Here is a 24,846-nt window from a genome sequence, read left to right on the forward strand (position 1 = left end):
GACCAATGGTGACGGCTCGTGCTCTGAAACCGCGAACATTCATTCCATAGTGGTATCTGAGGTTCGCGTGTCAGAGCCAGACGAGGGTCGCCAGGCCGACGGTGGTCGCGACGGCGGCGAGGACCGCGCCGGCGGCGATGAATTTCCCGAGCGGGACGCGGAGGCGCTGGTCGGCGGGGATGCCGGACCGGCGTCCGGAGACGAGGTCGAACCACAGCAGGGTCGCCATCGAGGCCCACGGGGTGATGAGCGGGCCGACGTTCGTGCCGATCAGGAGTCCGAGGAGCGCGTCCGGATTCCCGGGCGGGATGACCGACTCGACGGCGGCGTAGGCGGGCAGGTTGTTGACGAGGTTCGACAGGCCCGCGCCCGCGAGGCCGGCGCGGAAGACGCCCGCGTCGCCATCGGCGCCGGCGGTGAGCAGCGAGACGGCCGCGTCGCCGCCGTGGCGCATGAGCGCGGGGACCAGGAGGAACAGCCCGGCGGTGAGGACGAGGAGGCGCCACGGGACGAGGTCCCAGGACAGGAGGTCGCGGCGGCGGCGCAGGCAGTGGACGAGGAGGACCGCCGCGCCGGCCGTCGAGACGATCTGGATGGGGACCTCGGCGACGACGGCGGCGACGAAGCCCGCGCAGACGGCCGCGGCGGTCCAGAAGAGCCGCCGGTCGTCGATCCGCGGCGGTTCGGCGGGGACGCGGTAGCGGTCGAGCTCGCGGTGTCGGCGGCGCCAGAACGCGAGCCACAGGCACAGGGCGGTCGCGGCCAGGACCGCGAGTTGCGGTGCCCACATGCGTGCGGCGAAGTCGGCGAAGCCGAGGCCGATGCGGTCGGCCGCAAGGAGGTTCGTCAGGTTCGACACGGGCAGGAGCAGGCTCGCGGTGTTGGCGAGCCAGACGGTGGTCATCGCCAGCGCCAGAGCGGGGGCGCGGGTGGCGGCGGCGAGGGCGAGCATGACGGGGGTGAGCAGGACGATCGTGGTGTCGAGGTTGAGGAAGATCGTGGTGGCGGTGGCGAGGAGGAAGCAGCAGGCGAAGAGGGCGGCGTGGCTGCCGCGGCCGAGGCGGGCGAGGGCGAGGGCGGCGACGTCGAAGAGCTGGGAGGCCTGGACGAGGGCGACCATGGCCATGACGGTGCCGAGGAAGAGCACGAGCGGGGCGACGCGGGTGAGGCCGGCGACGGCGTCGGCGGTGGGGAGGGCGCCGGTGGCCCAGCACAGGAGGCCGGCGGCGAGGATGCCGAGGCCGGCGAGGTCCAGCCAGTGGAGGCGGGACGTCCGGGAAGCGGCCGCGGTGCGAGTCACCGGCCCAATGGTAAGGACGGGCGGAAGTGGCGGCCACGATGTGCGAACAGATCACGACCTGGGGTTGGAGGCTGGTGGAGTAGGGCGGATGGAGGCGGGCGATTCGGGCGAAGGGGTCGGGGTGACCGGACGGCGGGCACGCTGACGCGGATCGCGGTGCTCAGGCGCCCCCGATTCAAGGGTGCCTCGGAGGTCCGACAATTCTGTGGCCGGCTGGCTGACCAACGGTCCGGTGGACCGACGGGTTGGCCGGCGGACCGGTGTGGCGCGGGGAGGCATTTCGGGGCGGCGGCTGTTCTCAGGCAGCCTGAGGAGGATCGAGGGTCTCAAGCGCCCCCGATTCAAGGGCGCCTCCGAGGTCCGACAGTTCTTGTGGATTGTGCCGATCTTCGGGCGGCGGCTTTGCCGCCGCCCTGGTCAGTGCCGTTTCAGCCCTTGGTGACCGTGAGCTTGTCGCCTTGGTCGCTCGTTCCCACCTTGACCGTGTCGCCGTCGACGATCTTGCCTTCGAGGATCTCTCTCGAGAGCGGGTCGCCGATCGAGGACTGGATCAGGCGGCGCAGCGGGCGGGCTCCGTAGACCGGGTCGAAGCCCCGGTCCGCGAGCCAGGACTTCGCCGAGTCGTTCACGTCCAGCCGCAGGCGGCGCGTCTCCATGCGCCGTTCGAGGTGGCGCAGCTGCACGTCCACGATCGACTTCAGGTGCTCGTGTTCGAGCGCGTGGAAGATGACGATGTCGTCCAGGCGGTTCAGGAACTCCGGCTTGAAGTGCCCCCGGATCGCGCCCATGACCTGGTCGCGTTTGGCCTCGTCCTCCAGGAGCGGGTCGGTCAGCGCCTGGGAGCCGAGGTTCGAGGTCATGATCAGGATGACGTTCCTGAAGTCGACCGTGCGGCCCTGGCCGTCGGTGAGGCGGCCGTCGTCCAGGACTTGGAGCAGGGTGTCGAAGACCCTCGGGTGTGCCTTCTCCACCTCGTCGAGGAGCACCACCGAGTACGGGCGGCGGCGGACCGGTTCGGTCAGCTGGCCTCCCTCTTCGTAGCCCACGTAGCCGGGCGGGGCGCCGATGAGGCGGGCCGTGGAGTGCTGCTCGGTGTACTCCCCCATGTCGATCCGGATCATCGCCCGGTCGTCGTCGAACATGAATTCGGCGAGGGCCTTCGCCAGCTCCGTCTTGCCCACGCCGGTGGGACCGGCGAAGATGAACGACCCGGTCGGGCGGTTCGGGTCGGACAGGCCGGCCCTGGCCCGGCGGAGGGCGTCGGAGACGACCGTGACCGCTTCGAGCTGGCCGACCACGCGGGCGCCCAGGACCTCTTCGGCGTGGAGCAGCTTGTGCGTCTCGGACTCCTGGAGCCGCCCGGCGGGGATGCCGGTCCACGCCGAGACGACGTCGGCGATCTCGTCGGCGTCGATCTCCTCCTTCAGCATCGGCTGGTGGGCGGGGTCGGCGTCGGCGCCGGCGAGTTCGGTCTCCGCGCCGGTGAGCTGCTGCTCCAGTTCGGGGATGCGCCCGTACCGGAGCTGGGCCGCCTTCTCCAGGTCGTATTCGCGCTCGGCCCGCTCGGCCTGCGTGCGGAGGTCGTCGAGCTCTTCCTTGAGGTCGGAGACCTTGGAGATGCGGTTCTTCTCCGACTCCCACTGGCGCGACAGCGCGGCGAGGCGCTCGCGTTCGTCGGCGAGTTCGCGCTGGAGGTACGTGAGGCGCTCGGCCGAGGCCGCGTCGGTCTCGTTCTGGAGGGCCATCTCCTCGATCTCCAGGCGGCGCACCGCGCGTTCGATGGTGTCGATCTCCTCAGGGCGCGAGTCGATCTCGATGCGCAGGCGGCTGGCGGCCTCGTCGACGAGGTCGATGGCCTTGTCGGGGAGCCTGCGGTCGGGGAGGTACCGGGCGGAGAGCTGCGCGGCGGCCACGAGCGCGGAGTCGGTGATGCGCACGCCGTGGTGCACCTCGTAGCGCTCCTTGAGTCCGCGCAGGATCGCGACGGTGTCCTCGATGGTGGGTTCGCCGACGTAGACCTGCTGGAAGCGGCGCTCCAGCGCGGCGTCCTTCTCGATGTGCTCGCGGTACTCGTTGAGGGTGGTCGCGCCGATCATGTGGAGCTCGCCGCGCGCGAGCGCCGGCTTGAGCATGTTGGAGGCGTCGAGCGAGCCCTCGGACTTGCCGGCGCCGACCATGGTGTGGAGCTCGTCGATGAACGGGATGATCTCGCCGTCGGAGGACTTGATCTCCTCCATGACGGACTTGAAGCGCTCCTCGAACTGGCCGCGGTACTGCGCGCCGGCGATCATGCTGGCGAGGTCGAGGAGCATGACGCGGCGGTCGCGCAGCGATTCGGGGACGTCGCCGGCGACGATGCGCTGGGCGAGGCCCTCGACGATCGCGGTCTTGCCGACGCCGGGCTCGCCGATGAGGACCGGGTTGTTCTTGGTGCGCCGCGACAGGACCTGTATGACGCGGCGGATCTCGGTGTCGCGGCCGATCACGGGGTCCACTTTGCCCGAGCGGGCGGTCTCGGTGAGGTCGACGCCGTACTTCTCCAGGGCCTTGTAGCCCTGCTCGGGGTCGGCGGAGGAGATCTTGCGGTCGCCGCCGCGCAGGGTGGGGAAGGCGCTGATGAGCTTCTTGTCGGTGGCGCCGAGCCCGGTCAAGTGGGCGCCGACGTCGCCGCCGGCCTGCGCGAGGCCGGTCAGAAGGTGCTCGGTGGAGACGTACTCGTCGCCGTAGTCGGTGGCGATCTTGTCGGCGGCGTTGATGGCGCGCAGGGATTCGCGGGCCATGGACGGCTCGGAGACCGAGGGCCCGGACGCGGACGGGAGCTCCTCGATGCGGCGCTCGGCCTCGGCCGAGACGGTGCCGGGGGTGACGCCGACGAGCTGGAGGAGGCCGGTCGCGGTGGAGCCGTCGACGGTGAGGAGCGCGTCGAGCAGGTGCCAGGGTTCGACGGCGGGGTTGCCGCCCGCCGCCGCGCTGCGCGCGGCCTGGGAGATGACTTCACGGCTCTTGGTGGTCAAGCGGTTGACGTCCATGGACGTGGTGCCTTTCCTCTGGTCGAAGTCGGTGCTCGAAGTTCGGTGCCAGTGCCCGGTCCGGTGCCCGCTGCCGGGTCGAGCGGAGCGGTCCGGTGCGGCGGCGGGCCCGGTCCACCCCGGGTCGCCAAGTTGAGTCTAGGCGACTCAAGTCTTTACGACGAATTTATAAGCGTTCGCCCTAAGCGAACCCCGCGTCCCGTTCCCTCGATCCAGGGACCGGCCGACTGCTCGTCGGCGGTTCCGCCGTTCGAGCCGGACCCTCTACAGGCAGCGTAAAGCCCCGAGCCCGCGGGGCTCGGGGCTTTCGCCTTGCTACTTGCGGGCGCCGGTCAGGCCGAAGATCGACTTGATCTTGGCGAGCAGGCCCGGCTTGGAGCCGGACTTGTCGGCGTCGTTCTCGATCGCGGGAGCGTCGGCCTGGGACGGGACCGCCTGGTCGGGGTCGGCGGCGGCCGCCTCGGGCTCGTCGATCGCCTCGGCGACCGGTGCTTCGACGGGCTCGGGTTCGGCGACCGGGGCGGGCTTGCTCTCCGAGACGGGCTCGGCGGGAGCCGGCTCGTCGGCCGCGACAGGTTCGGCGACCGGCTCGGGTTCGGTCGCCGCGGCCGTCTCCTCGGCCGCCTCGGGTCCGGCGTCGGGCGCCTCGTCGACCACCTCGGTCTCGGCCGCCACCTCGACGACGGCCGCCGGCGTCTCGGCCGGGGCCTCCTCGAGCTCGGCTTCGACGACCTCTTCGACCTCGTCCTCGGCTCCGGCCACCAGCAGCGCCTTGAACTCCGCGAAGGAGAGCACCGGCACGCCGGCCTCCTGGGCCTTCGTCAGCCGGGCCTCGGTGGGCTTGACGGTGTCGTCGACGACCAGGTGGGTCACGGTCTTGGTGAACTGTTTGGCGAGTGCGACGTCGGCGTCGGACTCGGCGATGAGGCGGGCAGTTTCGGCGTCGGGGCCGGTGCCCAAGACGATGATCCTGATCTTGTCTCCCGTCTTCGTCGGCACGGGGACCTCCCTTATTCGATCGTTAGCGACTGCAGGGGCACACTACGGGCTACGCGCCAAGCTTGTGTTGAAAAGCGTACCGGGTGATCAGGTCGGGACGGCCGAGCGGAGCGACTTTAGCGCGGCGGGACGCTGCTTCTTTGTTGCAGCGCGGTTTCGATTCCCGCGACGCGGTCGGAGAGCAAGGTGATGGCCCCGACGGCCCTCGACATTGGATCGTCGTTCGCACCGCCGAGGGTCTGCTCGCGCCGGAAGCCCTCCTTCACGGCCTCCCAGCGCGCCGCGCGCTCCTCGTCCAGGCGCCCCCGCAGTTCGGCGAGTTTGAGCAGGTTCGCCTCCGCGCCGGACGCGAGCGTCTGCGCCTCGCCCGCGTAGTGGTCGTCGACGACCGCTTCGAGCTCCTCCTCGTTCATGACCGGCACGACCCTTTCGGTGAGTCGGTTCATGTTCCGGTAGGAGCCTTGGAGGAGGAACGGCGGTTCGGCGCGCGAGGCGTCGTCGGTCGCGGCCGAGGCGATGTAGGCGAGGTTGTTGGCCAGCACGGTCTTCTGGAGGTGGACGAGTTTGCGCAGCACCGACAGGACCTGGTCGAGCTCCCCGGCCGAGTACGGGTGGCGCAGGGCCGCGGCGTCGGCGGTCGGGTCGCCGTTCGCGAGGCGGATGAGCAGCTGCGTGTCGGCCCGCTCGCGCGTGGCGAGGGGAGCGGTCACCTTGTTCGAGGTGAGCGCGTTCTCGATATAGGACTGGGCGAAGACCTGGTCGCGTCCGGAGAGGACGTCGCCGAGGTTCCACACGTCGGCGCGGTTGGCGAGCATGTCGGGGATGCGGAACTTCTGGCCCGCCTCGGTGTACGGGTTCCCGGCCATGCAGACCGCGAAGCGCTTCCCGCGCAGGTCGTAGGTGCGGGTGCGGCCGTTCCAGACGCCCTCCATCTTGCGCTGCGCGTCGCACAGCGAGATGAACTTCTGCAGCAGTTCGGGGTTGGTGTGCTGGATGTCGTCGAGGTAGAGCAGGACGTTGTTGCCCGCCTCGAGCGCGAAGTTGATCTTCTGGACCTCGGCGCGGGCGGTCGCGTTCGGCGCGTCGGCCGGGTCGACCGAGACGGTGCCGTGGCCCAGGGCCGGGCCGTTGACCTTCACCAGGAGCATCCCGAGCCGGTCGGCGACGTACTCCATGAGGGTGGTCTTGCCGTAGCCGGGCGGGGAGATGAGCATGAGCATGCCGGACTGGTCGGTGCGGCGGCCCTCGCCCGAGCCGGCGCCGATCTGCTTGGCGAGGTTGGAGCCGATGAGCGGCAGGTAGACGTCGTCGATGAGCTGGTTGCGGACGAACCCGGCCATCGTCTTGGGCTTGAACTCCTCGATGCGGAGCGTCCCGCGGTGGGCCTCGATGATCTCGGCGCGGCGGCGCTGGTAGGCGCGGTAGGCCGGGAGGGTCTTGGTGCGGAACTGCGCGGTGCGGGTCAGGAACTCGTCGAGGCGCAGGGGCAGGACGCGGTTCTCGATGCGCGGGTGGGTGCCGAGCAGGCCGGTGACCTGGCCGACGAGTTCGGCGGTGACGTCGTAGGAGTCGGCGTCGGCCAGGACGATCGCGAGCGCTTCGGGCAGGTCGGCGGCGTCGAACCGCTCGGCGCCGGCCTGTTCGGCGGCCGTGCCGCGCAGGAACGCGTCCAGCCAGTTCCAGGCCAGGCCCCACTGCGCGTACAGGTCGCCGTCGAGGGCCCGCAGGTCCTGCTCGAACGCGGCCTTCGCGGAGGGCCCGATCTGGCGGTCGAAGGCCGCGAGCAGGTCGCGGGCGCGGGCGGACGCGGCGAACGCGCCGGTTCCGGCGAGCTCTTCGGCCAGGTATTCGGCGGCGAGCGCCGTGGGCGCCTCGAGCTTGTAGCTGAAGTGGAGGGAGAGCCGGGAGCCGTCGAGGAACGGCGAGAGCTCGCTCTCGAGTTCGGCGACGAGGCCGGCCATGGCGTCGGGGCTGCCGAAGGTCTCGCGCACCCGGGCGAGGGACCGGGCCTGCGCGCTGAGGCGCACCTGGTCCTCCTTGGGGACGCCGTGGACCCAGTACAGGCGGGCGGCGGCGCGGCACTCGGGCGTGAAGCGCAGGTTCCCCGCGGCGGCGTGCAGGCGCAGGACCTCGGCGAGGATCGCGGCGGCGTCGGCGTCGTGGACGCCGCGCTCGTAGCCCTCGTCGTAGCGTTCGGACGCGGCGGCGGACACGAACCTGGGCAGGTCGGCGGCGAGGAGCACCGCGGGGCCGTGCTCGGCCAGGAGCGCGGCGGCCAGGTGCTCGGCGCGGTAGACCTCGGGGTTCTCCGAGGGCAGGAACTGCGACCAGAACGGCTTGGTGCTCGCGAACGCGGGGTCGTCGACGACGTGTCGGTAGTCGGTGCCGGTGAGCGAGAACGCGAGCGCGTCGCCCGAGGGCACGAGGGTGAGGTCGAGCGGCTGGGTGTTGACGGGGAGGCGGTGCTCGCCGAACTTGATGGCGTCGCCGTCGAACAGGTCGAGCCGGTCGGTCAGGGCCCGCCCGGCCTCGGCGCGGGCGGCGCTGATGCGGCCTTCGATCTCTTCGGCGCGGACGGTGTCGTCCAGGCCGCGGAGCTCGGCGATGACCTTGCGCAGGCGTTCGACCATGGGGTCGGTCGCGAAGTAGGTGTTGACCTCGTCCAGGGAGGACAGTGCGGCGGTGCGGCGGGCGACGGCCTCGAGGATGCGGGCGGCGGAGGCCGCGAGCTGCTCGGCGCGGCGGGCGGCCTCGTCGAGCAGGTGCTGCTTGCGCGAGGAGAACGCCTCGTAGACGTCGGTGCGCTTGTCCGCCAATTGCGTCATGAACTGCTCGAAGTCCGCGAAGCGCGTCTCGAGGTTCTCGACGGTGAGCAGGAGCCGCCCGAGCTGCTCGTCGCAGGCCGCGGGCGTGTCGGCGGCGCTGATCGCGGCGGTCACGGACTGGCCGAGCAGCGCGAACTCGGCCGCGAACTCGGCCTTGCCCTCGCCGACGGCGAGTTCGCGGCGGCGGGCGGCGAGGGTCGCGCGGGCGCGGTTGACGGCGGCGAGGACTTCGGAGACGCGCCCGAGGATCGCGGTGCGCACCACGGCGTCGCCGATCTCCAGGTTCGCGACGACCTCGGTGAGGGTCTCCAGGCCGCGCTGGCGGGCGTCGAGCTCCTCCAGGATCGGCGTCGACTCGGCGACGGTGGCGACCGTTTCGGCCTTGGCCTCGAGGCCGGCGATCTGCTCGAAGTAGGCGGTGAAGGCGTCCTCGCGTTCGAGGAACGCGACGGCGCGGCGGCCCGTGGACGCGAGGGATTCGGTGACGTCGGCGGCGAGCCGCTCGATGCCGGCCAGGTCGATGTAGCGGGTCTCGCGCAGTGTCACGAGGTGCCCGCCGGCGCCGCGCAGGTCGGTGAGCAGCGCGACCCATTCCTCGGCGGACTTGGGGGCCTCGCCGCGGGCGCGGCGCAGCAGCCTGACGGTGTCGGTCTGCGCCTGCTCCAGGGACTTGCGGGCCTCGGCGGTCAGTTCGGCGACCGTGGCGTACTCGTCCAGGACCGCCTCGGCGGTGTCCCTGACCTGGCGCAGCGACTCGTCGAGGCCGAACAGGCCCTCGTCGCCGAGCCACGGGTAGTCGTCCAGGCAGCGGGTCGCGGTGGCGATCAACGCCTCGAAGACCGCCTGGCCGGGCTGCATCTCGCGGACCATGCGCGCCACCGACAAAGCGTCGGAGACGGCGCGGACGGCCTCGGCGTTGCCGATGCGGTGGACCGGCGTGTCGCCCGTTTCGGCGGCGGCCGCGTGGGCTTCGGACACGAACGGGGTCGACCAGACCTGGACGGGGTGGACGCGAGTGGCCTCCTCGCCGGTGAAGCGGAACGCGACCATGGTGCCGTCGTCGAAGACCGCGTGGCCGTGGACGCTCATCGGCGCCGCGACCTCCTTGCGGATGACGTTGTACGGCAGCAGGAGTGAGCGTCCCTCGACTTCGTTGTAGAAGACGTAGAGGACGTCCTCGCCATTGGGCGAGCGCACGACCCGCTTGAAGCGCAGGCCCGTCGTGTCCTGGTCGAACGTCTTGAGCTTGCCCTCGTTGAGGTAGAAGCCGCCGGGGAAGATGATGCCGTGGTCCTCGGGCAGGCGCCGGCACGCGGCGCCGATCCCGTCGGCGCGAACGATCGAGGCGGTGCGCGTGTTGTAGACCAGGTAGCGGGTGACGGTCTCCTTGTAGGGGAGGATCCGCAGCAGGATGAGCGGCCCGATGCGCGCGTACGCGATGTCGGCGTCGGCGAGCGACTGGAGCGGCTCGGCCACCGGCTCGGAGTAGACGCCCTCGCCGGTCTCGGTGTTGTCCTCGATCTTGACGGTGAGGTCCCCGCCCAGGCACTCCACGAAGATCTCGTCCTCGATCGAGACGTGCGGGTGGCGGCCGGTCACGTGGTGGTCGCGGGTGGTCGGGGTCCACTCGAAGTCGTACGCCTCGGGCCAGACCGCGTCGGCCTCGCCGCGCGCGTCGATGTACTCGGCGCTGCCGTCGGGGTGGCGCTGCCAGCGCAGGACCCGCTGGTCGCCGAGCTGCTCGCCGATGCGGAAGACCGCCAGGAGCCGGGTGTCGACCTCGCGGACCTGGAGGAGCTCGGTGGAGCGGTAGTAGCGGTACATCTCGGTGAAGTCGGCGGTGAAGCGCGGCTCGTCGAGGAGGTGCCCGGGTTCGGCGACCTCGGTGAACGCGAGGTCGTCGCGGGAGAAGTCGTGGAGGGCGAACACGTCGGCCACATCCGTGTGGGACTTGAGTCCCATGTGGACGTTGTAGCCGAAGAGGAGCCGGTCGCCGACTCGGGCCATGTCGCGGGGCACGCAGTTGTTGGCGGTGCGGATGCGCGTGGTGCCCAGGAGCGTCAGCTCGGAGGACCCGAACGCGTCGGTGCGGGCGGTGTTGAGGGACTCGGCGCGCCCGGCGAGGGCGTCGGCGTAGTCGGCGAGGCGGGACGAGAGGACCTCGTACGTGCCGGCGTCGAGGGCGGCGGCGGGCTCGGCCTCGGCGGGCGCGGAGGCGGTCTTCTCTTCGGCCATGACTGGGTTCCTCTGGGAGCGTTCGGGATCCGGGACAGCAGGCCGCGGGGCGGGTCCGCGGCGGGCGGTGTGGTGCTGGACGGCGGCAGGGCCGCCGACCCCAAGGGTGGCGGGGTCGGCGGCCCTCGGCCGATACGTACTACTTGGCGATCTCCAGGGCGGGCTTCTCGGCGACGCCGAGCTCCTTCGCCTTGCCCAGGAGGCCGGAGAGGACGTCGTGGTCGCCGCCGCCCTGCATGAGCTTGACGAGCGCGGCCGAGACCGTCAGGTTCTTCACGTCCTCGGAGCCGATGGACGCCAAGGCGCCCTTGAAGTCCTCGGCGAACGAGGTCGAGCCGTTGCCCCACTGCCCTTCTGAGAACTGTGCGGCGACGGTCTGGGCGACCTCGGAGTGGGCGACGAAGCCGTCCACGGCCTTGCCGTAGCCGATCGCGCCGACCACCCGGTCGAAGAACTGGGTGTCGCCGCCGACCAGCGAGATGTCGGCCTTCGACAGCCCGGCGGCGATGACGCCGGCCTGCTGCTCGGCGATGGAGCGGCGGGCCTCGATCTCGGCGCCGCGCAGCTCCTTCTCCATCTCCAGGCGCAGGCGGTACTCCTCGTGCCCGCGCGAGGCCTCGGACAGGGCGTCCATGGCGACGGCCTTCTCGGTGAGCCCGGCGGACTCGGCGAGCAGCCGCTCGCGCAGGGCGTTCGCGTCGGACGTGCCCTTCGCGGCGGTCGTGTCCGCCTCGGCCTTGCCGATCGCGGCCAGCGCCTCGGCCTCGGCCAGGCCCTTCGCCTCGGCGGCCTTCGCCTCGGCGAGCCCGCCCTTCTCGATCGCGTCCGCCTCGGCCTCGCGGACCTGGACGGCGGCCAGGCCCGGGGCGGCCGCGATGGCCTGGTCCCCTTCGGCCTGGCGGATCTTCGCGCGCGCCTCGAGTTCGGCGGCCTGCTGGGCGGCCTCGGCCTCGGTGAGGCGCTGGCGGGCGAGGTGCTTGGAGGCGGCCTCGGCCGCTTCGGCGGCCTTGATGTCCTTGACCAGGCCTTCTTGCGCTTCGGCTTCGGCGAGGATGATGACGCGCGAGCGCTCGCGCTCGGCCTCTTCGACCGCGCGCAGGCGCTTGATGCCCTCTTCCTGCTCGGCGACGGTCTTCTCGACGGCGATGCGCTCGCGGATGACGTCGGCGATCTCGCGCTTCTGGCCTTCGAGCTCCTTGTTCGCGCCGATGCGGGCGAGCTCTTCCTCGCGTTCGCGGGCGACGACCTCGAGGATGCGGTCCTTCTCGATGCGCTCGGTCTCCACGGCGATGACGCGTTCGCGGTTCTTCTCGGCGACGGCGATCTCGCGCAGGCGGTTCTCGTGCTGGATGCCCGTGGCCTCTTCGGTCTTGATGCGGGCGGTCTCGGACTTGAGCCGCTCCTCGGCCTGGACCTTCTGGACCTCGGCGTTCTCGCGGGCGCGCAGCGTCTCGATCTCGCGCTGCTGGCGGATCTCGGCCTCGGTCTGGCGGCGCTCGAGTTCGAGCACGGCCTCGCGGGCCTCGACGTCCTGGCGCTTGATCTCCTTCTCCTCGGTGCGGCGGTGCTCGTTGGTGGTGACCGCTTCGATCGCGGTGAGCTGGGTGATCTTGCGGATGCCCTGCGCGTCGAGGATGTTCTTGGGGTCGAGCTGATCCATGGGGGTCTGCTCGAGGTAGTCGATCGCGGCGTCCTCGAGGGAGTAGCCGTTGAGGTCGGTGCCGATCACGTTGAGGATGCGGTCGCGGAACTCGTCGCGGTTGGTGTACAGGTCGGTGAAGTCGAGCTGCTTGCCGACGGTCTTGAGGGCCTCGGCGAACTTGGCGTTGAACAGCTCCTGGAGCGTGTCCTGGTCCGAGGCGCGCTTGGTGCCGATCGCGCCGGCGACGTTGAGCACGTCGTCGACCGTGGCGTTGACCCGCACGAAGAACGTGATCGAGATGTCGGCGCGGATGTTGTCCTGGCAGATCAGGCCGTCCTTGCCCGCGCGGTTGATCTCGATGGTCTTCACCGAGATGTCCATGTACTCGGCGCGGTGGATGATCGGCAGGACCAGCGCCGACGTGAAGGACACGCGGCGGGTGCGGAGCTTGGTGACGACCAGGGCCTGGCCGGGGGCGACCTTGCGGTACAGCCGGATGACCATGAGCAGCACGCCCAGGAAGATCAGCGCCGCGACCAGGATGGTGATCAGCGTCGTCGTGTTGGAGGCGTCCATATGATGTGGTTCCTATCGGGACTTCGGGGGAACGGTCGGGGTCGGGGCGGTGTTGGGCGTGAGGACACGATAACCGGGCCGTGCCGGTTCCGGGGTACGCGACCTGGGCTCGGGCACGAATCAGGGAGAACACGCGCTCGGGGCCCGTGGGGTTTCAGTGACGGGGCGGACTCAGTTGCCGAGGACGGCGATGTCCGGGGGGAGCGCGACCGGGACGACCAGGAACACCCGGTCGATCTCGTCGTAGTCGAAGACCACCACCTTGGAGTGGCGGGCGAACAGGGAGTCTTCGATGCCCTCGGGCTCGTGGGGCGAGCGGCGCACGTTGATGAGCAGGAGGTGGCCCTCCTCGTCGGTGATCTCGGCCTGGCCCGTGTCCAGCGTCACGGTGCCCGAGCGCACGACGCACACCTTGCCGACCAGGTCGGCGTGGGCGGTCGCCGGGGCCTCCTCGAACAGCTTCGCGAGGGGGCGGGTGAGGAGGTTCGCGCCGAGCATCCCGACGCCGATCCCGGCGACGAGCACCGCTATCCCCGAGGCCGCGGGCGGGATGAACATGTCGGAGCGGCGGACCCAGGTCGTGCCGAGCACGGTCACGATCCAACCCAAGGTGATCCACAGCGACAGCACGACGGTGAAGGGGACGGCGCCGAACCCGAACGCCGACCAGAAGCCGCCGCCCGCCTCGACCTCGGCGTCCGAATCGGTCCCGAAGTCGACGATGTCCACGTCCAGTGCGCCGATGATCACGGTGAGCCAGTACAGGACCACGAGCACGAGGCCGAAGGTGAAGACGACCGGCGGAAAGGATAGGGCGATATCCAGGAACTCACTCATGGGGCACGGGTCCTTCTCGGCGAATCCGAGGTACGCCGCGCGGGCGCCGGGTCGGGCGTTCACGGGCGTCGCTCGGTGCTGTCTGCCGTCCGCGCGCGAGCAACGCGCGGGCGGGTTTCTGCGGTTGTGAGGGCACAAGGGTCAGCAGTTCGGGCCTGCTTCTAGGGTAATGCACGCGGGCGATGCGGGGAAGGTTGCGCAAAGCGGACGATCGCGGACGTTGACCCGCCCCGTCCCGGCACCGGCGCCCTCGTGCGGCCAGGGCGCGCGAAGCCGGACCGCGATATGGTGTGACCGGTCGAACAGCCGCCGTCCGGGTGCGCCGCAACCGCGCGGAGCACGGACGGGCGCGGCTCGCGAACCCGTCGAGAAGGGGAGGACCGGTGCCCGGTTTCCAGACTGCGCTGGCGAACGCGGCCGCGGGCGGCGACGCCGCCGCCGCCAGGCTCGCCGCGGCGGCGCACCGCCTCGGGGACGGCGCGTTCCAGACCCCCGTCGACCCCGAGCTGCTCGCGGCCGAACGCCAGATCGGTGAAGCGGCCGCCGCCTCCGCAGCGCAGCTGCGCACCGACCCCGAACTCCTCCAGGCCGGCCGCGTGATCCTCCATGAAGGACGGACGGTGCCGCTGATGGTGCCGTTCGGCCGGCGGGGGCACCTGGCCACGAGCGCGGACGCGCGCGTCGAAGGCGTCGCGACCCTGGTGCGGACCGCGATCCTCCACGCCGTCGCGACCCGCGAACCCGGCGGCCTGCGGGTCGTCGGGATCGACCTCGCGACGCTCGGCGCGAGCTTCGCGCCGCTGCGACCGCTCGCCGACGCGGGCGTGATCGAGGCGGTCGCCACCGACTCCCGCACGGCCGCCGACGCCGTCGCCATGGCCGAAACCCAAGTGTCCGAGCACATCGCGGGACGCCGCAGCGACCGGCTGCTCCTGGTCGTCGCCTCCCTCGGGGAGGCCCCGCGGGCACTGGTGGAGCGCATCGACGCCGTGGCGCGTTCGGGCCTGGCCCACGGGGTCACGGTCCTCGGATGCGGCCTGGCACAGCTGCCGCAGGCCGCGGTCATGCACGCGGTCGGCGACCATGTCGAGCTCGCGCACCCGCCCGCGGCGCCGTTCGGGCGCGGCGAGCGCCTCGCGGCCCCGGTCGCCTGGCCCCAGCCGCTGGAGGCGTCCTTCGTGTCCGGTGAGGCGCTGCGGCTCGCCGAGCGCGCCAAGGCCGCCGCGACGCTGACGTTCAGCGACCTCATCCCGGCGGCCCCCGAATCCGGCGACCCCGCAAAGGGTTTGGAAGTCCTGGTCGGGCGCGACGCGGCCGGCGAGGTGCGGCTGCGGTTCGACGACGCGACCCCGCACTGGCTCGTCGGCGGGCGCACCGGCGGAGGCAAGACCGTGTTCCTCCTCGACGTCCTCTACGGCCTCGCCTCCCGTTACGCCCCAACGGACATGGCACTGTTCCTGCTCGACTTCAAAGAGGGCGTGTCGTTCACCGAGTTCATCCCGACCGAACGCGACCAGAGCTTCATCCCCCACGCGCGGGCCGTCGGCGTCGAATCCGACCGCGAGTACGGACTCGCGGTCCTGTCCACCTTGAACGAGGAGATGACGCGCCGCTCGACGGTGATGAAGCGCTACGGGGTGGCGTCCTTCTCGGGGCTGCGCGCGCACGAGTCGTACCCGCGGATCGTGTGCGTGGCCGACGAGTTCCAGGTGCTCCTGGCCGGGAACGACCGCGTCGCCTCCGAAGCCGTCGCACTGCTGGAGAACCTGGCCCGCAAGGGCCGGTCCTACGGCGTGCACCTGGTGCTCGCGTCGCAGACGATCTCCGGGATCGAGGCCCTGTGGGCCAAGAAGGACTCGATCTTCGGGCAGTTCCCGATGCGCATCGCCCTGCCGGGCGCGCGCACCGTGCTGGAGCACAACAACGACGCGGCCACGCGGATCTCGCTCGGGCAGGTCGTGGTCAACCCCGAGGGCGGCACCGCCGGGGCCGACCGGATCGCGCGCTTCCCCGACACCGACCCCGAAGTCATGCACCGCCTGCGCGAACAGCTCGGCGCCGCCCACGCCGGCGTCGGCGCGCCGCGCGTCTTCTACGGGTACCGGCCCGTGCACCTCGACGAGACGCTGCCGGGCGAACGGAAGCCCGGGCGGGCGCTGCTGGGCCGCGAGGTCTCCCTGCGCCTCGACGCGGCCGGCGTCGACCTCGACAACCGGCCCGGCCGCCACCTGGCCGTGCTCGGCTCCGACCCGGTCGGCGGCGAAGCCCTCGAAGCGGCCGTCGAAGCCCTGGCGGGCAACGGTTCACGGATCTGGGCCGCCGACTTCACCGGGACCGCCGACACCGGCGCGGCAGCCGAGCGGATCGCACCCGAGACGTTCACCGCGCGGCTCGCGGCGATCCCCGACGGCACCGTGCTGGCCGCCTGGGGCCTCGACGCGGCCGCGTTCGACGCCAAGGCGCAGAAGGCATTGCGCGACCTCCTGCGGACCGGCCCGGCGCGCGGCGTGCACCTGCTCGGCTGGTGGCGGAACTTCCGGCGCTTCACCGACGACATCGGCGGCAGCGCCGGACGCGAGGACGTCGCGTGCGCGCTCGTGCTCAACCTGCCCGGCGGGGAGATCATGGGGCACTTCGGCACCCAGTTCCAGCACTGGCATCCGCGGGCCGGGCGCGCGCTCCTGATCGACCGCCACGCCGACACCGGGGGCGGACGGCTCATCGTCCCGTTCTCCCGGCCCGAAAGCCATGAAGCGGCCCCCGGACCGCAGCGCAGCGGCGAGGCCGCGCCGGAGAGGATGCGCCCGTGACCGCCTTCGACGACTACCTCGCGCAGATGCGGCGCCTCGACGAGGCGCGGCGCGGCGCCGACGAGGCCGCCGCGCGCACCGCCACCGCGACCGAATCGCTCGGCCAGCGGGCCGGGCGCCTCACCGAGCAGGCCGCCGCGCAGCGGGCGGCCGTGGACGACCTGGCGAGGGCCGCGCGCGTCGCACCCCCGCAGCGGACGGCGGCCCCACCGCCGCTCGGCGACCCCGTCGCCGAGATCGACGCCGCCGAAGCGGACCTGCGCACGGCCGCAGCGCAACTGGAGGAGGCGCGGTTCCTCGCGCACCGCCCGCCGTGGCTGCCGCGCTGGCGCTCCGACGAACGCAACGGCCTCGTCTACGGGGTGTTCGCGGCGGCGTGCGTGGTGGTGCAGCTGCTGGTGCTGCGCAACGTCAGGGCCGACGACCTGACCGCGGCGATCCTGCTGGGCGCGATCCTCGTCGCCGCGCCGCTCGCGGCGTTCTGCCTGGGCTGGCTGACGATCGGCGTGGCCGCGAGGCCGAAGATCGGCGACGAGTCGGCAAAGCTCGAACGCAACTTCCGCCTGGGCCTGGTCCTGTGCGGCTCAACGCTGGTGGTGGCCTGCATGGGCTTCTTCAGCTGAGCCCGACTGCGGGCAACGACGACAGCGTCAGCATTCCGACGCTGACTCGTCGTGTCGCAGCGCGTCATTGCCGCTCTGTTCGAACGAGTCCTCATACCGTCTCGTGGGTGACCACATATGAGCACGAAGCGCCTTTGCGGTTCATGCGCTTGCAGGAGATGATCATGAGCGACACCGCGCTCCCGAACACCTACAGGCTGGGCCTGCGTCTGAGACCACGAATGCTGAGGGGCCCGCCGTGCGGCGGGCCCCTCAGCATTCACCAAGCATGTGCCTAGACGACCCGGCGGCGCTTCAGCAGGTACACGAGGCCCGCCACCGGCAGCACCAGCGGGACGTAGCCGTAGCCCGAACCGAAGTGCGACCACACCGACGGCTCCGGGAACCAGTCCGGCACCGCGAAACTCAACGCGCCCACCGCGACCACACCCGCCAGCTCGACCCCCACGGCCGCCAGCGCCAGCCGTCCCGCACCCCTGATGATCGCGATCGCCGCCACCAGGTAGATCGCCGCGGCGATCGCGCTCAGCGCGAAGCTCACCGGCGCCTCGCCGAACTTCGTCGCCACCTGGAACAGCGCCCGCGCCCCCGCCGACACCGCGAACACGACGTACACGAGCACGATGAGGCGCCCGAAACCCGACGCGAGCGAACGGGGCTCGGCCGACTCGGCGGCCGGCGCGGTGCGGTCAGACATGGATCTGGAACTCCCAAATCTGGTGGATGCGCAGCATGAGCGCCGCGACGATGAGACCCGAAGCGGCCACCGTGCCGATCCCCCATCGGCTCCGGTCGATCGAACCCCAGAACGTCGCCGCGACCGGCACCAGCAGCGTCGTCACCAGGTACGAGAAGAACAGCGCCTTCCCGTCGCCCGCCTCACCGGGCACGACCGCGATCGACACCGCGAGCTGCGCCAGCAGCAGGACCTCCAGCGCCGCGACCCCGACCAGGTGGCGGCGGCCCACCTGCCGCGAGCGGGCCGTGTCGACGAAGAACCAGGCGCTCATCGCCACCGCGGCGCCCTGGTTGACGAGGTAGAGCCATTCGATCACGCACCTGACGCTAATACAGGCCCCCGGCGGCGAATCCGAGGCCGCACCGCGAAGTGGCCGCCGCCGGACCCCGGGGCCCGCCGCGCCGGACATTCGGCGCCGTCACCCCCCGCGACTAGACTTTCGGGCATGTCTGACCTCACGCATGTCGACTCGACCGGAGCCGCCCGGATGGTGGACGTCTCCGGCAAGGACGTCTCGCAGCGCTCGGCCCTGGCGACCGGGCGCCTCGTCACGACCCCGGAAGTCGTCGCCGCCCTGCGCGAGAACTCCCTGGCCAAGGGCGACGCGCTCGCCACGGCCCGGATCGCGGGGATCATGGCCGCGAAGCGGACGCCGGACCTGGTGCCGCTGTGCCACCCGATCGGGATCAGCGGCGTGAAGGTCGACCTCACGGTGACCGACGAGGGCGTCGACATCGCCGCGCGCGTGAAGACCGCCGACCGCACCGGCGTCGAGATGGAGGCCCTGACCGCCGTCTCGGTGGCGGCGCTGACGCTCGTGGACATGGTCAAGGCCGTCGACCCGGCCGCCGTCATCACCGACATCAAGGTCGAGGAGAAACTCGGCGGGAAGACACGGGAATGGCGGCGCGAAGGGGGAAGCGAGCGCAGCGAGCGGTCGGGCGGGGCGACGGGTGCGGGCTCGTGGCAGCGGTGAAGGTCGAAGTCGTCGTCGCCTCCAATCGCGCCGCCGACGGGGTTTACGAGGACGCCTCCGGGCCGATCCTGGTCGAGGGCTTCCGGTCCAGCGGCTTCGACGTGACCGGTCCGGTCGTCGTCCACGACGGCCCCGAAGTGAAGACCGCCCTGGAAGACGCCGTCGCACGCGGCGCCGACCTGGTCGTCACCTCCGGCGGGACCGGCCTGACCTCCAAGGACCTGACCCCCGAGATGACCGCGCAGGTCGTCGACGTGCCCGTGCCGGGCATCGCCGAGGCGATCCGCGCCGCCGGGCTCGCGAAGACCCCGCGCGCGGCGCTGTCGCGGGGCATCGCCGGGTACACCGGCACGACGCTGATCGTGAACCTGGCCGGCTCGAAGGGCGCGGCCAAGGACGGCCTCGCGGTGCTCACCGCGACGTTCGTCGAGCACGCGGTCTCCCAGCTGCACGACGGCGACCACGAGAGGAACTGATGAGCGACACCGCGAACCCGACGCCCTGGGCCGAGGCCCGCGAGACCGCTTGGGCCGCAGGCTATGCGGCCCGCCCGGCCGCGACCGAGCTGCCGTTCGACCAGGCGCTGGGCTCGGCGCTGGCCGCACCGCTGGTGGCCGTCTCCGACCTGCCCGCGTTCCCCACTTCCGCCGTCGACGGCTGGGCCGTCGCCGGCCCGGGCCCGTGGCGGATCGGCGGCGCGGTCCTCGCCGGGCAGGTGCCCGAGGCGCTGGAGGCGGGCCGGGCCGTCAAGATCGCCACCGGCGCGCAGGTCCCGCAGGGCGCCGAGGGCATCATCCGCTTGGAGCACAGCCTGGCCGGCGAGGACGGCCTCGTCGAGGGCCCGGCCGCGCCGGAGTGGCGTGAGGCCGGCGAGGAGGCCGGGCACGGCGAGGAGCTGCTGCCCGCGGGCACGCCGGTGACGCCGCCGGTGATCGGACTCGCCGCCGCCGCTGGGCATCTGACGCTGCCCGCGCACGGCAGGCCCGACGCACGCGTGGTCGTCTTCGGGGACGAGCTGCTGACCAGCGGCGTCTCCGACAAGGGCCGGGTCCGCGATTCGCTGGGACCGATGGTCCCCCACATGCTCGCGGCCGCCGGCGCCGAGACCGGGCCGAGCCTCGGCCCGGTCGAGGACACGCTCGAAGCGCACGTCGCGGCCCTGCGCGAGGCGCTGGGTGCGGCGGATCTGGTGTGCACCACGGGCGGCACCATGGTCGGGCCCGTGGACCACCTGCACGCGGCGCTCGCCGAGATCGGCGCCGAGTACGTGCTCAACACCGTGGCCGTGCGGCCGGGGTTCCCGATGCTGCTGGCGCGCACCGGGAACGGCAAGTTCATCGCCGGGCTGCCCGGTAACCCGCAGTCGGCGGTGATCGCGGTCGTCACCGTGGTCGCGCCGCTGCTCGCGGGCCTGCGGGGGCTGCCGCTGCCGCCGCTGGGCTCGATCGTCCTGGCCGAGGACGTGCCGGGCCGGGGCGATTTCACGCACCTGGCCCTGGTCGATCCGGCCGGGCGCCGGCTGGCCCACCACGGGTCGGCGATGCTGCGGGGCCTGGCGGGCGCCGCCGGTTTCGCCGTCGTCGGGCCCGACGACCATGCGACCGCGGGTGCCGCGGTCGCGCTCGCCCACGTCCCTGGAGTCCGCTCATGATCCGCGCACGCGTCCTCGACGCCCCCCTCGACGTCGCCGAGCACGAGCGGGCGGTCGGTGCCGCGGAGGCGGGTGCGGTCGTCTCGTTCTCGGGGGTGGTCCGCAACCACGACCACGGCCGGGGGGTGCTGTCGCTGTCGTACGAGGGGCACCCGTCGGCGGGCGAGACGTTGCGGGAGGTCGCGGAGGAGATCGCGGCGCGGCCCGGGGTGCGGGGCGTGGTGGTCTCGCACCGGGTCGGCGATCTCGCGATCGGCGACCCGGCGCTGGTCGCGGCGGTTGCGGCGGAGCATCGCAAGGAGGCGTTCGAGGCGTGCGCGGACCTGGTGGACGCGGTGAAGGCGCGCCTGCCGATCTGGAAGCACCAGTTCTTCGACGACGGCACCGACGAGTGGGTCAACTGCCCCTGACCGCGCCGCGTTCACCCGGACGGGTGGAACGCGCGCGGCGGGGCGGGCGCGGGGCCGATTCCTGTCGGACCCCGCTGCCAGGATCGCGGCAGACTACCTTTCCCCTCTCGGGAGGGTGGGGGTTGGTGGACGGCTCTTTGCACTGACTCGAATTTTCACGTCACTCGCCGGAGGCGGCGCCGTCCTTCGGCTCGTCGTGGTGCTGCTTGCGGCCCACGGTCTTCACCAGGATCACGCCGCCGCCCACGACCACCAGGAGGCCCAGGAGGATCGCGGCCAGGGTCGCGCCCGTGTTCGAGTCCTCGGACTCCGCGGCGCCGGTCGCCGGCGACTCCGATGCGGCGCTCGGCGCCGCTGAGGTCGCCGCGTCGCTCGACGCCTCGGCGGTCGGCTCCGAGCCCGTCGCGTACAGGCCCTCCGGGATCGCCTCGACGGTGAACTCCAGCTTGTCGTCCACGCGGTGGCCGTCCTCCGAGATCACCCGGAACGCCACCGTGTACGTCCCCGGCTCGGTGTACAGCATCGCCTGCGTGAACGTGTCGCCGTCGAAGGTCGGGTCCGGCACGTCCACGACCGCGCCGGCCGGGTCGGTCACGGCGATCTCGGTCGAGGGCCCGTCGAGGTTCTCGGAGAACGTCGCGGAGACCGAGGCGGGCGCCTCGGGCAGGACCGCGCCGTCCTCGGGGTCGGTGCCCGTCAGCGCGGCGTGCGCGGACGCGGGAGCGGCGAGTCCGAGCGCCAGCGCGCCGCCCCCGGCGGCGGCCAGCAGGAGCGCGACGGCCCGTTTCATGGGAGTTCTCTGCATTTCGCCATAGTGCCATGGGGCCTGCGGTTCCCCATTGGGTGAAAGGTCACATCGTCCACCGGGACACGGGCGAACGGTCACAATCCGTACGCGTTCTCGGTGGAAATCGCCCGCTAGGTGCGGATAGTACCGCTCACCCTCGTGTTGACGATCGCCGGAAGTTGTGATGTGCTTACGTCCATGGTTGAACCGATCCGATGGGGAATCCTGGCGACCGGCGGAATCGCATCGACCTTTGTGGAAGATCTTGCCCTCCTCGACGATTGCCGCGTCACCGCTGTGGCCTCTCGATCGGCGGAGCGCGCCGCCGCGTTCGCCAAGAAGTACGACATCCCCCACGCCTGGGAATCCGTCCAGGCGCTCGCCGCCGACGACGAGGTCGACATCGTCTACGTGGCCACCCCGCACTCCCACCACTACCTGCCGACCCTCCAGCTCCTTGAGGCCGGCAAGCACGTCCTGTGCGAGAAGGCGTTCGCCTACAACGCCGCCCAGGCCCGGACCATGTTCGACGTAGCCCGTGAGCACCAGCGGTTCCTCATGGAGGCCATGTGGACCCGCTGCAACCCGGCGATCCGCGAGATGCGCCGGGCCATCAAGGAGGGCATGATCGGCGAGGTCGTGTCCGTGCACGGCAACTTCTCGCTCGCCGGCGACATCCCGCCCTCGCACCGCCTGCGCAACATCGAACTCGCCGGCGGGGCGCTGCTCGACCTGGGCGTCTACCCGCTCACGCTGGCGCACCTGGCCCTGGGCGCGCCCGATTCGGTGACGGCGACCGCGGTCATGGACTCGACCGGCGTCGACGCCCAGACCGCGATCACCCTGAAGTACCCCAACGCGATCGCGCAGCTGTCGTGCTCCTACCGGGGCGGGCCGGGCAACGAGGTGACCATCTCGGGCACCGAGGGCCGCATCGAACTGCGCGACTACGCCTACCGCCCCAGCGGTTACACGCTGGTGCGCTACAACGAGGCGCCGCGCGAGATCGAGGCCCCGTACGTCGGCCACGGCTACGTGCACGAGGCCCTCGAGGTCCACCGGGCGCTGCGCCAGGGCCGCCTGGAGTCCATGCTCGTGCCGCCGCAGAGCACCATCGAGGTCATGGAGATCATGGACGAGGTGCGCGCCCAGATCGGGCTGCGCTACCCCGGCGAGACCCACCCGAAGTAGGTCAGTACTCCAGTTCCTTCTGCGCGGCCTCCCGTTTGGCGACGATGGCCGCGTGCTTCTCGCGCAGCCACGCCACGCGCGCCTCGCCCGTCTCGATCGCGGTCTGCTCGCCCTCCTCGACGAGGATGCCGCGCCGGTCGGCCTCGGCCCGGAAGACCTGGTCGAGGCCGGGCAGCAGCGTCATGACGGGGCCGGTGAAGAAGCCGGTCTCGGCCTCCTTCGTGCGGATCCAGCCCTTGTACTCGATCTCGCACACGACCTGGCGGCGCCCGGCCTCGGGGTCGCGGATCGCGAGGTCGGCGACCATGGCCCACAGGGTGAAGACCGCGGACGTGGCTTTCTCGGAGACCCAGCCGCGGCCCGGCACCGGCGGCAGGAGGTTCTCGACGGTCTCAGTGAACGAGTCCGTGGAGAGCTTCTGGATGATCCCGTCAAGGGACCGCGTCCGGATCGCCTTCACCTTGTGCCACTTGGCGGTGGCGCCGTCGAAGCCGACCTCCTCGGGCCCGATGTCGATGGTCCCGAAGTTGTCGAGCAGGCCCAGGAGCATCCCGGTCCCGGTGGGGGGCTTGTTGCCCGAGGTGATGAGCTTGGCGAGGCTCCACTGCCACTCCTCGGCCACCGGCGAGGTCGGCAGCGGCAGGCGCCCGAGCAGCTCTTCGAGGTCGCCTTCCTTGAACGCGGACTTGGCGTCCGAGGCGAGCGTCTGGGCCGCGTCGCGCTTGTCGACGGCGTACTGCTGCGCCGCATCGCGCTTGTCCACCGCGTAACCGGTGGCGGCGTCGACCTTGCTGCGGGCGAAACCCGTTGCGGCGTCGCGCTTCTCGCGTGCGGTCTCCACGGTGACGTCGGCGACGAGCTTCCCGGCGTCCTGCGCGCGCTGCTTCATCTGCTCCAGGCGGTCTTTCATTCCCATGCGAGCAAGATACAGGTTTCGGGCCACCGGGCGGTGGCCTAACGCGCCCGGAAGGGCTTCTTCGCCTTGAGGTCCAGTCGGGGAGTGAAAGACTCGACGTGGCCGGCCTCGGGCCGCCACACCCGGTAGACGTCGGCGCGGACCCGCAGGTCGGCGACCGCACCGGGCTCGACCGTGAACGCGATCTCGCCCCGGGCGGTGGTCTCGCCGGTGTGGACCGCGGTGCCCCGCACCGGGTCGAAGCGGCCGTCGGCGGCGACGGCGAGGCGGTGCGCGCCGGGAGGGAGCGGGTAGAACCAGCCGCCCCACGACACCGGCACCGCGAATCCGTCCACTGTGGCCTCTGGCGGGGCGGCGTAGGCGGCGGACAGGTCGGGGACGTCGCCTTCGTGGAGGACCGGTGCGCCGGCCCGTCGCTCGGCGCTGACGCGGTGCTGGCGCAGCTGGAAGCGGACCAGCACGCCGGTGGCGCCCGCCGGGAGGATCTCGCGGTGGCGCCGGCCGTCGGCGACCTGCACGGCGGTCCCGCCGCCGGAGGGCTCCTGCCGTCCCAGGTCGAAGTCGAGGCTGCCGCGGACGCGGTTCTGGAGCCTGGTCCGGTCCCAGCTGAGCGCGAAGCCGCCGCACACGAGCACGACCAGGGCCGCCGGGCACGACAGCCAGAACACCAGCTGCCCGGTCGCGGTCGGATAGACGCGCGCGAACGGCCCCGAGCCGACCCGGTCGGCCGTCTCATAGGTGAACACGGTCGCGGCAACGAACAGCGCGAAGGCCAGCGCGAGCAGCGTCCAGCCCGCCGCACGTGCGGTCTTCGATCCGGAACCCTTGGGGCGCAGGCGTTCCAAGGAGTCGACGCGGGCGATCGGGGAGACGTGCCGGTCGGCCGAGACGAGGTCGCCGGTCTGGTCGGTGGTGAGGCAGACCCGCTGCCCCGCGACGATGTCGACGCACGCCTGGGCGGCGCCGCGGCCCTGCGCCTCAACGATGCGCCGTCCCGGTTCGACCTGCACCTGGTAGCGGCCGTCGCCGCAGCCGACCACGGCGCCGTCGACGAGCAGGACGCCCGCCGCGCCGCCGCCGGACCGGGTGCTGAGCAGCACGTCGATCACGCCGCGCCCCGGCTCGGGGACGACGTCGGCGGTGTCGCCGGCGACGAAGTCCGCGGTCGGGGCCGCGGTGACCGGGAGCGGACCGAAGGTCGCGACCCGGGCCGGGAACTGGACCCACGCGTCCATCGTCTGCGCGGGCACGTCGTCCGCGTCGAGGTAACCCGGCTTCGCCGGCGGCCGTGCGCCCATGG

Annotated in this window: 18 protein-coding genes; 7 read left to right on the forward strand and 11 right to left on the reverse strand. The window is 71.8% G+C overall.

What is annotated here, in order from left to right; genetic code table 11:
• Positions 1 to 70: 70 nt before the first annotated feature.
• The 6 genes from BLQ63_RS14690 to BLQ63_RS14715 all read right to left on the reverse strand — a co-directional run bounded on the left by BLQ63_RS14690 (position 71) and on the right by BLQ63_RS14715 (position 13,443).
• Complete coding sequence (locus BLQ63_RS14690; RefSeq protein WP_218125280.1) at positions 71 to 1,300, reverse strand: ArsB/NhaD family transporter; 1,230 nt, start codon at positions 1,298 to 1,300, stop codon at positions 71 to 73.
• A 428-nt stretch (positions 1,301 to 1,728) separates the two neighbouring features.
• Positions 1,729 to 4,329, reverse strand: a complete 2,601-nt coding sequence (gene clpB / locus BLQ63_RS14695) for an ATP-dependent chaperone ClpB (protein WP_091036273.1) — start codon at positions 4,327 to 4,329, stop codon at positions 1,729 to 1,731.
• Between the two features lie 315 nt (positions 4,330 to 4,644).
• Positions 4,645 to 5,328 carry a hypothetical protein gene (locus tag BLQ63_RS14700; protein ID WP_091036278.1) on the reverse strand — a complete coding sequence of 228 codons (684 nt, stop codon included), beginning with the start codon at positions 5,326 to 5,328 and terminating at the stop codon, positions 4,645 to 4,647.
• Positions 5,329 to 5,444: 116 nt separating this feature from the next.
• The gene (locus tag BLQ63_RS14705; protein WP_091036282.1) at positions 5,445 to 10,388 is read right to left on the reverse strand and encodes a DNA repair ATPase; all 4,944 of its coding nucleotides are present in this window, start codon (positions 10,386 to 10,388) and stop codon (positions 5,445 to 5,447) included.
• A gap of 139 nt (positions 10,389 to 10,527) precedes the next feature.
• Positions 10,528 to 12,606, reverse strand: coding sequence for an SPFH domain-containing protein (locus BLQ63_RS14710; protein ID WP_091036286.1), 2,079 nt, complete (start codon positions 12,604 to 12,606; stop codon positions 10,528 to 10,530).
• A gap of 171 nt (positions 12,607 to 12,777) precedes the next feature.
• A complete protein-coding gene (locus BLQ63_RS14715) occupies positions 12,778 to 13,443 on the reverse strand; it encodes a DUF1449 family protein (protein WP_143014906.1) in 666 nt (221 codons plus the stop codon).
• A 383-nt stretch (positions 13,444 to 13,826) separates the two neighbouring features.
• On the opposite strand from BLQ63_RS14715, the gene BLQ63_RS14720 reads away from it, so the two are divergent.
• Together BLQ63_RS14720 and BLQ63_RS14725 are read left to right on the forward strand one after the other, a co-directional pair.
• Complete coding sequence (locus BLQ63_RS14720; protein ID WP_091036294.1) at positions 13,827 to 16,253, forward strand: FtsK/SpoIIIE domain-containing protein; 2,427 nt, start codon at positions 13,827 to 13,829, stop codon at positions 16,251 to 16,253.
• A complete protein-coding gene (locus BLQ63_RS14725; protein WP_091036298.1) occupies positions 16,250 to 16,876 on the forward strand; it encodes a hypothetical protein in 627 nt (208 codons plus the stop codon). Before BLQ63_RS14720 ends, BLQ63_RS14725 begins: the two co-directional genes overlap by 4 nt.
• A gap of 274 nt (positions 16,877 to 17,150) precedes the next feature.
• Here BLQ63_RS14725 and BLQ63_RS14730 read toward each other — a convergent pair whose 3' ends face one another.
• Positions 17,151 to 17,573: a hypothetical protein gene (locus tag BLQ63_RS14730; RefSeq protein WP_091036301.1), complete on the reverse strand. Its 423-nt coding sequence runs from the start codon at positions 17,571 to 17,573 to the stop codon at positions 17,151 to 17,153.
• Positions 17,566 to 17,931 carry a hypothetical protein gene (locus BLQ63_RS14735; protein WP_091036304.1) on the reverse strand — a complete coding sequence of 122 codons (366 nt, stop codon included), beginning with the start codon at positions 17,929 to 17,931 and terminating at the stop codon, positions 17,566 to 17,568. The genes BLQ63_RS14730 and BLQ63_RS14735 overlap by 8 nt, the downstream gene beginning before the upstream one ends.
• Positions 17,932 to 18,060: 129 nt before the next feature.
• Between BLQ63_RS14735 and moaC the strand changes: the two genes are divergently transcribed.
• From moaC to BLQ63_RS14755, 4 genes are read left to right on the forward strand one after another with little or no spacing between them, the layout of a single operon-like run.
• Entirely contained in the window at positions 18,061 to 18,591 is a 531-nt protein-coding gene (moaC, locus tag BLQ63_RS14740) for a cyclic pyranopterin monophosphate synthase MoaC (RefSeq protein WP_091036307.1), read from the forward strand.
• On the forward strand, positions 18,579 to 19,067 hold the full coding sequence (locus BLQ63_RS14745) for a MogA/MoaB family molybdenum cofactor biosynthesis protein (RefSeq protein ID WP_245680971.1): 489 nt from the start codon (positions 18,579 to 18,581) through the stop codon (positions 19,065 to 19,067). Before moaC ends, BLQ63_RS14745 begins: the two co-directional genes overlap by 13 nt.
• Positions 19,067 to 20,242 carry a molybdopterin molybdotransferase MoeA gene (locus BLQ63_RS14750; RefSeq protein ID WP_091036313.1) on the forward strand — a complete coding sequence of 392 codons (1,176 nt, stop codon included), beginning with the start codon at positions 19,067 to 19,069 and terminating at the stop codon, positions 20,240 to 20,242. The genes BLQ63_RS14745 and BLQ63_RS14750 overlap by 1 nt, the downstream gene beginning before the upstream one ends.
• Positions 20,239 to 20,652: a molybdenum cofactor biosynthesis protein MoaE gene (locus BLQ63_RS14755; protein WP_091036316.1), complete on the forward strand. Its 414-nt coding sequence runs from the start codon at positions 20,239 to 20,241 to the stop codon at positions 20,650 to 20,652. Before BLQ63_RS14750 ends, BLQ63_RS14755 begins: the two co-directional genes overlap by 4 nt.
• Positions 20,653 to 20,812: 160 nt before the next feature.
• Here the strand turns inward: BLQ63_RS14755 and BLQ63_RS14760 are convergent, their stop codons facing one another.
• The gene (locus tag BLQ63_RS14760) at positions 20,813 to 21,457 is read right to left on the reverse strand and encodes a copper resistance CopC family protein (RefSeq protein WP_091036319.1); all 645 of its coding nucleotides are present in this window, start codon (positions 21,455 to 21,457) and stop codon (positions 20,813 to 20,815) included.
• A 180-nt stretch (positions 21,458 to 21,637) separates the two neighbouring features.
• On the opposite strand from BLQ63_RS14760, the gene BLQ63_RS14765 reads away from it, so the two are divergent.
• On the forward strand, positions 21,638 to 22,630 hold the full coding sequence (locus BLQ63_RS14765) for a Gfo/Idh/MocA family protein (RefSeq protein ID WP_091036321.1): 993 nt from the start codon (positions 21,638 to 21,640) through the stop codon (positions 22,628 to 22,630).
• Position 22,631: 1 nt separating this feature from the next.
• On the opposite strand, the gene BLQ63_RS14770 is transcribed toward BLQ63_RS14765, so the two are convergent.
• Positions 22,632 to 23,546: a hypothetical protein gene (locus BLQ63_RS14770; protein WP_143014907.1), complete on the reverse strand. Its 915-nt coding sequence runs from the start codon at positions 23,544 to 23,546 to the stop codon at positions 22,632 to 22,634.
• A gap of 38 nt (positions 23,547 to 23,584) precedes the next feature.
• The gene (locus tag BLQ63_RS14775; RefSeq protein WP_091036326.1) at positions 23,585 to 24,844 is read right to left on the reverse strand and encodes a hypothetical protein; all 1,260 of its coding nucleotides are present in this window, start codon (positions 24,842 to 24,844) and stop codon (positions 23,585 to 23,587) included.
• Between the last annotated feature and the right edge of the window lie 2 nt (positions 24,845 to 24,846).

The sequence above is a fragment of the Glycomyces harbinensis genome (assembly GCF_900101745.1).
Taxonomy (GTDB): domain Bacteria; phylum Actinomycetota; class Actinomycetes; order Mycobacteriales; family Micromonosporaceae; genus Glycomyces; species Glycomyces harbinensis.

Bases quoted from the DNA above. Each gene is read 5' to 3' on its own strand.
- clpB (WP_091036273.1), bottom strand. From the start codon at position 4,329: ATGGACGTCAACCGCTTGACCACCAAGAGCCGTGAAGTCATCTCCCAG.
- BLQ63_RS14705 (WP_091036282.1), bottom strand. From the start codon at position 10,388: ATGGCCGAAGAGAAGACCGCCTCCGCGCCCGCCGAGGCCGAGCCCGCC.
- BLQ63_RS14710 (WP_091036286.1), bottom strand. From the start codon at position 12,606: ATGGACGCCTCCAACACGACGACGCTGATCACCATCCTGGTCGCGGCG.
- BLQ63_RS14715 (WP_143014906.1), bottom strand. From the start codon at position 13,443: ATGAGTGAGTTCCTGGATATCGCCCTATCCTTTCCGCCGGTCGTCTTC.
- BLQ63_RS14730 (WP_091036301.1), bottom strand. From the start codon at position 17,573: ATGTCTGACCGCACCGCGCCGGCCGCCGAGTCGGCCGAGCCCCGTTCG.
- moaC (WP_091036307.1), top strand. From the start codon at position 18,061: ATGTCTGACCTCACGCATGTCGACTCGACCGGAGCCGCCCGGATGGTG.
- BLQ63_RS14750 (WP_091036313.1), top strand. From the start codon at position 19,067: ATGAGCGACACCGCGAACCCGACGCCCTGGGCCGAGGCCCGCGAGACC.
- BLQ63_RS14755 (WP_091036316.1), top strand. From the start codon at position 20,239: ATGATCCGCGCACGCGTCCTCGACGCCCCCCTCGACGTCGCCGAGCAC.
- BLQ63_RS14760 (WP_091036319.1), bottom strand. From the start codon at position 21,457: ATGCAGAGAACTCCCATGAAACGGGCCGTCGCGCTCCTGCTGGCCGCC.
- BLQ63_RS14765 (WP_091036321.1), top strand. From the start codon at position 21,638: ATGGTTGAACCGATCCGATGGGGAATCCTGGCGACCGGCGGAATCGCA.
- BLQ63_RS14770 (WP_143014907.1), bottom strand. From the start codon at position 23,546: ATGGGAATGAAAGACCGCCTGGAGCAGATGAAGCAGCGCGCGCAGGAC.
- BLQ63_RS14775 (WP_091036326.1), bottom strand. From the start codon at position 24,844: ATGGGCGCACGGCCGCCGGCGAAGCCGGGTTACCTCGACGCGGACGAC.